Below are 9,224 nucleotides of genomic sequence, written 5' to 3'. Positions count from 1 at the left end.
GGGTAAACAAGCGGTGAGAAATTGCTCACCAGTTGGGCCGACGACATTGAACCCAGTAAAAGAGCAGAAACAGGATAAATTAAAAGCCGCTTAAACCGGCTTATGGTGATAACTAGCTTGATAAACTCCGGCTCTCCCAATACTACATTTGCAAGTCAAGCTGTTAAGAGTATTGCCAAAGTTTCGCGAACAACGATTTATAAATATTTAGAAAATTAATTTTATAGTAAAAACGCTGTTCAAAATGTGGGCATTATTTTTCTTATATACATGATTTGAACAGTAAATTTTTATACTAAAGTATAAGCTTTGGATTCAATTAACATTAAATTTCTGATATGGAAGCTGCAACTATAAGCTATAAAAGCAATACGATTGTTTTGATAGTTCTGCAAACAACGGGCGTAAACAAACTCTAAGAGGTCATCATGTCGATATGAGCAACCGAGGTTTGGAATAAAAAAATTTCAATGGCACGTGGCAGCCAGCTGAATCCACCTATCGTGTGATTGAAGTTGCCACTGGTGAATTATTAGGTGAAATTAGCTATGCTTCTGCTGAGGATGTGGTTATTGCAGCGCAACAGGCAAAAAAGGCACAGAAAAAGTGGTGGTCATCGAGTTATAAAGAGCGCCAACAAGTACTTGAAAAGTAGTTCAGCTCCTAAGTGAAAACCAAGCAGAAGTGATTGATTGGTTGGTGAAAGAAAGTGGCTCCATACAGCTCAAAGCAGGATTTGAAGTCGGTATCACTATTCAAGTACTCAAAAACTGTATAAGTTTGCCTGCTGCTGATCAAGAGACGCTACTGCCTACTGAAGCACTAACATTCGACAAAAATATTGCTAGTATCCAGTTCACGGGATCAACAGATGTGGGACGTATTGTCGGAGCGAATGCTGCGAAGACATTGAAAAAAGTTTCATTGGAGCTAGGTGGCAAAAACTCACTTATTATTTTAGATGATGCTGATATTGAACTGGCTGCAGAAAACATTGCATGGGGTGCCTTTTTGCATCCAGGACAAATTTGTATGACCACAGGAAAAATTCTGATTCATGAAAGTATCTTTGATTCAGTGAAACAAAGGGTCATCGAAAAAATCGAAAATTTCGTAGTGGGTAATCCGACTAAAAGTGATGTTACGATTGGACCGCTCATCAATGAAAAACAAGCACAAAAAGTAGAAAAGCTAGTGTATGAAGCAGTCGAGCATGGAGCAAAGCTTGAGATTGATGGACATGCCAATGGGGTGTTTTTTGAGCCATCGCTGCTCTCAAATGTTGATGCTGATAATCCTATTTTTAGTAAAGAAATTTTTGGTCCAGTGGCAGTCTTACTGTTTTTTAGTAGCGAGGATCAGGTTATCGAATTGGCAAACGATGGGGACTATGGACTCTCTGCAGGTATAATCACCTCAAATGTGGGTCGAGGCATACAGCTTGGACAACAATTACATGTGGGTTTATTACATATCAACGATCAAACCGTCAATGATGACACTGTGAACCCATTTGGTGGCTTCGGTTCGTCAGGAAACGGAACACGTATTGGCGGCCCTGCAAATGTAGACGAATTTACTCAGTGGCAATGGATGACCATTCAAGCTCAAGCGCCACGCTATCCTTTTTAATAAACTTAATAATTAACCACAGGAAGCAAAGTTATGAAAGACATGAAAGATATCACGGCAGCAGTGACGGCATGTAAAGGTGCTGATTTTGAATTAAAGGAATTAAAAATACGTGCACCCGAAGGCGATGAAGTCCTAGTCAAAGTGATTGCAACAGGAATGTGCCATACCGATTTGATTGTGCGTGATCAGTATTATCCAGTTCCGCTGCCAGCAGTGCTTGGTCACGAAGGATCAGGTATTGTCGATGCTATAGGGCCTAATGTCACTGATTTACAGGTTGGAGACCATGTGGTTCTAACTTATGGTTACTGCGGAAAGTGTACGCAATGTATTACAGGAAATCCTGCATATTGTTCGGACTTTTTTGGGCGCAATTTTAGCGGTGCAGACCCAGAAGGGCATAATGCGATTTGTACCCATGATGACCAAGCAGTTCATGATCATTTTTTCGCTCAATCCTCTTTTGCAACTTATGCCCTGAGTCGTGAGAATAATGCAGTCAAAGTTGATAAGGATGTCGATATTGCATTATTAGGACCTCTAGGGTGCGGCATTCAAACAGGTGCTGGGGCATCTATCAACGCTCTAAAGGTCACACCAGCGAGTAGCTTTGTGACTTGGGGGGCAGGTGCTGTCGGCCTAAGTGCGCTACTTGCAGCAAAACTGTGTGGCGCAACAATTATTATTGCCGTAGATATCGTCGAATCTCGTTTGAAGCTGGCGCAGGAACTAGGTGCCACACACGTGATCAACAGTAAAGAGCAAGATCCTATAGAAGCTATCAAAGAAATTACTGGTGGTGGTGTTAATTTCGCTATTGAATCTACGGGACGGCCTGAGATTTTGAAGCAAGGTGTAGATGCCCTGGGTATTTTGGGAAAAATAGCCGTAGTTGGTGCACCACAATTAGGCACCAACGCTGAGTTTGATGTCAATGATTTACTGTTAGGAGGCAAATCTATCATTGGGGTTGTTGAAGGAAGTAGCTCACCCAAGAAGTTTATCCCTGAGTTAGTCACACTATACCAACAAGGCAAGTTTCCTTTTGACAAACTGATTAAGTTCTACGACTTCAAAGATATCAATCAAGCAGCAATAGACAGTCATGAAGGTATTACCTTAAAACCAATTGTCAGAATTGCTGAACGTAAGTAGAGATGGTCACGCATGATCATCTCTTCAAACCCCCATATTAATAAAATCACCTAAGAAAAGTAAAAAGTATAGCTTAACCCCTTCATGCCATGTAAAAAAAGCGTAAAGGGGTTTTTTAATCTAGGGGATAAAAAAATCAATAAAGATTTATTATAGAGTCAATCCTAATCAAAACAGATACTGGCAGAGCCACTGGTAAAAAATTACTTGCTAGAGGCCGTCTTATGACTGAGAATGCGCAAATTTCTCTCAGTGACTTTCTGCCAAATTCTGTGCCAAATTTAGAATGGCTTGACTATAGTCCCTTTCTGGGGGCATAGTTTCATTCTGAGCAAAAGGGGGCAACGCTGCGACAGACGCTTCAAAACCTTAAGCCATATGAGTCACTGACTCCAAAAAGCCAGTGAGGTTATCAATAACCCTAAAATAGGGTAGGATAAATGACTAATAATAAGATAAACTTCCCCGCGAGCGCTGATTGGGTTCGTGAGTAACGCGACGTAGTGTTCTGAATAGTTAATCAGTATTCACAAGATAACTCAGTATTCTCAAGATAATAATGTATTTAGAGGACTGCTTATTTAAATATAGTTGATTCAATTTAAAAACGATACAGTGTTACTGGAATGAATTTTTTGCAGCCTCTGTCCCGCTTGCGAAAAGCACGCCAGAAAAATTTATACCAGTGGCACGTTGACATACATGACTCTCTTTTATTGTGAACTGACTATACTATTTATGCCAGACCAGTTGTGAAAGAACGTTTATACAAGACCATTGATATAAGGCACATCGCTATGGAACAAACACAGAACCCTACGGAACAAACACCAAACGCTGTAGAACACAGACCCGTATTCATGCCCAGAGTCAACAGTGACAATCTGGTAAAAACGGACATGGTTAGGTTTGAGCGGCATGTGGGATTTGCGAGTAGACAAAAGAAAAAATCTATCAATGATCTGCATCAAGTCATTCGCAAAAAGTATGGGTTTAATCACGTTTTAGAGCTGTCTAGTAAATCTGGCAATAAGTTAAGTTTTGCGCTGAACCCATCAAGCTTAAAGCTGGCTAATGAGCATGATGATCAGCAATATAGTGTCGAAAACGCCTTCCAAAGTAGTATGGTTTTCGAGGACGGTGGCCCCTATATCGACTTGCTGACAGCCCCGCCAAGACAAGCTAAAAAAGACGAGCGATTAACAACTTCGGGTGAATTAATTGGCTACAATTATTTTGGTATGGAATGGGGCGTAGAGCCATTAACCACATTTTATGATTGGCTGTATGTGAATGCTCTAAAGCAAAATCCTCAGCTGCATGAAGAGGTTATGCAATATCAAGCCTTTACTGATATTGAGTTTAATCCCAAAAAGTCTATCCATTGTTCGGCTTATGCGCTGGCTATGTTTGTGGCGCTCAATAAACGAGAGTTGCTCGATGATGTTGAAGACCCAACGGTATTTTTTAACTTATATAATGAATTTAAACTGAGTAACACCGAGCATCTTTTGGAAGAGGGTTGGGTCTGATAGCGAGACCCGCTCTCAATTTGGAATAAGACGTTAATTAATTGATTTTGCTTGTTGTGTTAAATCCCACCTCAGCTACTTCGATCGTAGCTCTACGTCTTGCTCTTTAAGTAAGTGTGTAGTGGCCAATAAAATTGGACAGTACTTTAAAACAAACAAAGCAAATAATATAATAGCCTCAACAGAGGCCAACCAGATATTTTCTTATTGACTTGTAACATATGCATGTTAATCTAAGCGTTCTTTGGGGAGTAGCCTGCTTTCGTTCTGCGAAAGAGTTCGTGTCAACATGCTTGGCCATATGCCATGGTGCGAACACCTCTCGGTTGGCGAGACCATCGATATATTCACACTGCAGGTCGGGGGTGTGAGTATGTCGTGGACTCTATACTCGACCTGAGAAAATAAACATGAACCCTGTAGCCCTTCTGTTACTTGCTCTCTCTATGTCTACTGATGCCTTCTCTGTGGCAATTAGTAAAGGCGCAAGCCTTAAAAACCCCCGTTTTACCGAAGCTTTAAGAATAGGCCTTATTTTTGGCACTATTGAAGCTATCACGCCCATTATTGGTTGGTTCATCGGCCATTCAACAGCCTCTTTGGTAGACGCTTCTTTTGTCGAAGCATGGGATCACTGGATAGCGTTCACCATACTCGTCGTTCTCGGTCTGCATATGATTTATGAAGGTTTAAAGCCAAGCAGTGAAAGAGCAGAAGCACCGCCGAAACATTCTTTTTTCAAACTTGCTTTGACCGCATTCGGCACTAGCATTGATGCAATGGCTATAGGTGTTAGCCTAGCGTTTATAGAGGTCAATATTTTACTGGCGGCGGGTCTTATTGGCCTAGCTACTACAATAATGGTAACTTTAGGTGTCATGCTGGGGAAGGCATTGGGTTCACTACTCGGTCATAAGACTGAAATATTTGGTGGCTTAACTCTAATTGCTATCGGTGCGTGGATTCTGTCAAAACATCTTTGATCGGTAGGTTGGTACTTCTATATATAGGCACTGTATAGCATAGCTATTCATTCTACAGTGCCGACCAAACATAATTAACAGGCATAAAAAAAGCCCTATTTTAGCGTCTGTTAGGTATAGCTTGTCACAAGTATCAGACAACCCTCTCTTTTTTAAATAAAGCTTCCAATAGCAGGTATCTTTCTTTAGCTTGCTCATTATCTTTAACAGTAATTCCTTTTCCTAATGGGTTCCAAGCCGTTATAAATAATCCACCATCTGTAGCAAATAGTTTTAAAATAGTTGTAGCTTTAGAGGAAGGCTTATTAATATTGAGTATGGTATTACCAAAGCAATAATTGGTTTGATGATAATCTCGTAAGAGGGAAGGGCTTAACATAGATAGCTCGATAAAATGATTGTTTCTAATCGTTTATTGATGTTGTTTTAGAAAGTATACTGAGGAATTAAAAGAGAGGCTACAGCCGTAGAAAAAATATTATATTTGAGGTCATGAAGATACAGGTAGATATCAATTGCTCTGACTGCTACTTTTTGAAACATCACCATAAAAACTAATTAAGGAAAGATTATGCATATCACTGCTAATTTCGATGCAGGTAATATTGACGTTATTAATTTAGAGGATAAAAAAGATATTCAATTGGCTATTCGTCCAGACTTTGGGGGAGAGTTTTTCCAGTGGTTTAACTTTCGTCTATCAGGTCAGGCTGGAGAGCAGTATATTCTTAACATTCTTAATGCAGGGGAGGCATCATTCCCTGCAGGGTGGGAAAATTACCAAGCGGTTGCTTCGTACGATCGTCAACATTGGTTCCGTCTGCCGACCTCTTATAAAGACGGAAAGTTAACCATAGTGGCAGATATGGAGTGTGACACCATTCAAGTTGCTTATTTTGCCCCTTACAGTTACGAGCGTCATCAAGATTTATTAGCAGCCGTACAAACACACCCGTTAGTGACTTTAGAGCATTTAGGTGAAACCTTTGATAAGCGCGACTTAACCTTAGTCAAAATTGGTGATGGTGATGTGAATAAACGCAACATTTGGATTACTGCGCGTCAGCATCCAGGTGAAACGATGGCTGAATGGTTGGTCGAAGGTTTAATGGATAGCTTATTAGATAGTGATAATACCACTAGCAAGTTGTTATTAGACAAAGCTAACTTTTATATTGTGCCTAATATGAATCCCGATGGCAGCGTGCGTGGACATTTACGTACTAACGCATTGGGTATTAACTTAAACCGTGAATGGTTAAATCCAAGTTTAGAAAAAAGCCCTGAGGTGTTTCATGTGATCAATAAAATGGAAGAGACCGGTGTGGATCTATTTTATGATGTGCACGGCGATGAAGCATTACCTTTTGTGTTCCTTGCTGGCTCTGAAGGTACGCCAAGTTATAACGACCGCCTTGCAGGTCTCCGTGATAGGTTTTCAGAAGTGTTAAAATTAGCCAGTGCCGACTTTCAGTCTGAAATTGGTTATGGTATTGGTGCGCCGGGTGAAGCGAATATGACTCTCGCAACTCACTGGGTGGCTGAACGCTTTGATTGCCTTGCAAATACTTTAGAGATGCCTTTTAAAGATAACAATAACGTACCCAACTCAGCTATGGGTTGGTCACCAGAGCGTTCTGTTAAATTAGGGGAAGCATCGTTAATTGCCATGTTGGCTGTCGTTGATACCTTACGTTAATTAATAATTTGGCATTAGTTAATGATTTAGATCTATTGCAAAAGTATCCTTTCATTGACTTTCGCTAACGAAGTTACAAGAGCTGGCGATTACTTACGCAAGAGGTCTAATAGGCCAAAAAGTAGTTTTAGTCTTGAGTCTCGGTTGGAAGCTCAAATCTCTAACTTACTACAAATTACTTATTCAATAAAACAACCACTTCATCATCAATGCTGAGGGCTTATGAAAGATATTTAATTTCTTATGGGTATCAACCTTTAAGTGTGCTAGTTTGAATAATTTTAAGAAAGTTAGATAAAGACATAAATTCAAATAATTTCTGTTATTTAATGAATTGATAAAAATATTTAAACCATTAACTTTGTACCACCATACGCCTTTAATAAGAAGATTTTATCATGCCAAATAAACGTCCGTTATATATTCCCTTTGCAGGTCCTGCACTATTAGAAACCTCTTTGTTAAATAAGGGTAGCGCTTTTTCATCAGAAGAACGTGACAGTTTTAATTTAACAGGTTTATTACCTCACAACATTGAGACGATCGAAGAGCAATCATTACGCGCTTATCATCAACTTTGCTCATTTACTAGCGATATGGATAAGCATATTTATCTGCGTAATATACAAGATACAAATGAGACGTTATTCCATCATTTGGTTGAGCAGCATATTGAGGAAGTTATGCCGTTGATATATACACCAACGGTTGGCCAAGCTTGTGAAAAATTCTCTAAAATTTATCGCCGTAAACGTGGTTTATTTATCTCTTATCCTGAGCGCCATAAAATTGATGACATGCTGCAAAATGCAACCAAACAAAAAGTAAAAGTGATTGTGGTCACTGACGGTGAACGTATATTGGGCTTAGGAGATCAAGGCATTGGTGGAATGGGAATCCCAATTGGTAAATTAGCTCTATATACGGCTTGTGGTGGTATTAGCCCTGCTTATTGTCTACCAATTTTATTAGATGTAGGCACCAATAATCAACAGTTAATTGACGACCCTATGTACATGGGCTGGAGAAATCCACGAATTTCTGGTGATGAATACAATGAATTTGTAGACTTATTTATTCAAGCTGTCAAACGGCGTTGGCCAGAGGTATTATTACAATTTGAAGATTTTGCACAAACGAACGCTACACCATTATTGAATAAATATCGTGATCAGCTATGTTGTTTTAATGATGATATTCAAGGGACCGCTGCTGTTTCAGTCGGTACACTGATTGCAGCTTGTTTAAATAAAGGTCAAAAACTTAGTCAACAAAAAATAGCATTTCTAGGTGCAGGATCAGCTGGTTGTGGTATCGCAGAGCATATTATTCGTCAAATGCAGCGTGAAGGTTTAACGGAAGAGCAGGCGCGTAAACAAGTATTTATGGTTGACCGTTATGGTTTGCTAACGGATAGCATGACAGAGCTACAAAAATTCCAGGTACCGTTAGTGCAAAAAGAATCAGCTATTGAAAGTTGGGATAAGAGTCAGAAGCTCGGTTTAGCACAAGTGGTTAAACAAGCAAAAATAACGGTATTGTTTGGTGTAAGCGGGCAAAAAGGTCTATTTACACAGGAGGTGATCGAAGCTTTATGTGTTAATACTGAAAATCCAATTGTACTACCGCTTTCAAACCCAACGTCTCGTGTTGAAGCAACACCACAAGAAGTAACTAACTGGAGTAAAGGTAAAGCAATTATTGCAACAGGTAGTCCTTTTCCTAATACAACTTTTGAAGGTCAGACTTTCGAGGTCTCTCAGTGTAATAACAGTTATATATTTCCAGGTATTGGCCTAGGTGTTTTAGCATCACGTGCGACGGGTATCAGCGATAATATGCTAATGGCCGCAAGCCAAGCACTTGCAGATATATCAATGGAATATAAAAAAGCACCAGGTGCAATATTACCTCCAATTAAAGTCATTAGAGAGATCAGTGAAAAAATAGCCTGTGCAGTTGCACTACAAGCGATTGAAGATAGATTAGCATTACCTGTAACGGCAGAAAATTTAGAACGTCGATTAAAAGCTAATTTCTGGTTACCTAAATACCGCAACTATCGTCGTACCTCCTTCTAGTGGTTAGAAAGTACATATAAAAAAGCCGAATGTTATTGCTAGAAGTAGCATTCGGCTTTGTTTATTTTTTTTGCTTTTGATTTAACCTTAATTTTGGCTAATATAAGGATGATTGTATTTGAAATCATAAAACTATAGT

At 39.6% G+C, this 9,224-nt stretch carries 6 protein-coding genes, 1 pseudogene and 1 riboswitch; of the genes and pseudogenes, 6 read left to right on the top strand and 1 reads right to left on the bottom strand.

What is annotated here, in order from left to right; translation table 11 throughout:
- Nucleotides 1-446: 446 nt before the first annotated feature.
- The 4 genes and pseudogenes from JMX97_RS01805 to JMX97_RS01790 form a co-directional block, all read left to right on the top strand.
- Nucleotides 447-1,632 (top strand): annotated as a pseudogene (locus JMX97_RS01805) (aldehyde dehydrogenase family protein); the annotation flags it as partial.
- A gap of 33 nt (nt 1,633-1,665) precedes the next feature.
- Nucleotides 1,666-2,790, top strand: coding sequence for an NAD(P)-dependent alcohol dehydrogenase (locus tag JMX97_RS01800; RefSeq protein ID WP_201554532.1), 1,125 nt, complete (start codon nt 1,666-1,668; stop codon nt 2,788-2,790).
- A gap of 797 nt (nt 2,791-3,587) precedes the next feature.
- Nucleotides 3,588-4,322 carry a DUF6977 family protein gene (locus JMX97_RS01795; RefSeq protein WP_201554531.1) on the top strand — a complete coding sequence of 245 codons (735 nt, stop codon included), beginning with the start codon at nt 3,588-3,590 and terminating at the stop codon, nt 4,320-4,322.
- A 234-nt stretch (nt 4,323-4,556) separates the two neighbouring features.
- Nucleotides 4,557-4,724, top strand: a riboswitch (yybP-ykoY riboswitch).
- 8 nt (nt 4,725-4,732) lie between these two features.
- Nucleotides 4,733-5,305 carry a manganese efflux pump MntP family protein gene (locus JMX97_RS01790; RefSeq protein WP_201554529.1) on the top strand — a complete coding sequence of 191 codons (573 nt, stop codon included), beginning with the start codon at nt 4,733-4,735 and terminating at the stop codon, nt 5,303-5,305.
- A 133-nt stretch (nt 5,306-5,438) separates the two neighbouring features.
- Here JMX97_RS01790 and JMX97_RS01785 read toward each other — a convergent pair whose 3' ends face one another.
- The gene (locus JMX97_RS01785) at nt 5,439-5,684 is read right to left on the bottom strand and encodes a hypothetical protein (protein WP_201554527.1); all 246 of its coding nucleotides are present in this window, start codon (nt 5,682-5,684) and stop codon (nt 5,439-5,441) included.
- Nucleotides 5,685-5,876: 192 nt separating this feature from the next.
- Between JMX97_RS01785 and JMX97_RS01780 the strand changes: the two genes are divergently transcribed.
- Both JMX97_RS01780 and JMX97_RS01775 read left to right on the top strand, forming a co-directional pair.
- Complete coding sequence (locus tag JMX97_RS01780) at nt 5,877-7,004, top strand: M14-type cytosolic carboxypeptidase (RefSeq protein ID WP_201554525.1); 1,128 nt, start codon at nt 5,877-5,879, stop codon at nt 7,002-7,004.
- A gap of 398 nt (nt 7,005-7,402) precedes the next feature.
- Nucleotides 7,403-9,085: an NAD-dependent malic enzyme gene (locus JMX97_RS01775; protein ID WP_201554523.1), complete on the top strand. Its 1,683-nt coding sequence runs from the start codon at nt 7,403-7,405 to the stop codon at nt 9,083-9,085.
- Nucleotides 9,086-9,224: the final 139 nt, after the last annotated feature.

This window comes from Psychrobacter sp. 72-O-c, from assembly GCF_904846605.1.
Lineage (GTDB): Bacteria > Pseudomonadota > Gammaproteobacteria > Pseudomonadales > Moraxellaceae > Psychrobacter.
This window is presented reverse-complemented; position numbering and strand designations above follow the sequence as displayed.

Bases quoted from the DNA above. Each gene is read 5' to 3' on its own strand.
- JMX97_RS01800 (WP_201554532.1), top strand. From the start codon at position 1,666: ATGAAAGACATGAAAGATATCACGGCAGCAGTGACGGCATGTAAAGGT.
- JMX97_RS01795 (WP_201554531.1), top strand. From the start codon at position 3,588: ATGGAACAAACACAGAACCCTACGGAACAAACACCAAACGCTGTAGAA.
- JMX97_RS01790 (WP_201554529.1), top strand. From the start codon at position 4,733: ATGAACCCTGTAGCCCTTCTGTTACTTGCTCTCTCTATGTCTACTGAT.
- JMX97_RS01785 (WP_201554527.1), bottom strand. From the start codon at position 5,684: ATGTTAAGCCCTTCCCTCTTACGAGATTATCATCAAACCAATTATTGC.
- JMX97_RS01780 (WP_201554525.1), top strand. From the start codon at position 5,877: ATGCATATCACTGCTAATTTCGATGCAGGTAATATTGACGTTATTAAT.
- JMX97_RS01775 (WP_201554523.1), top strand. From the start codon at position 7,403: ATGCCAAATAAACGTCCGTTATATATTCCCTTTGCAGGTCCTGCACTA.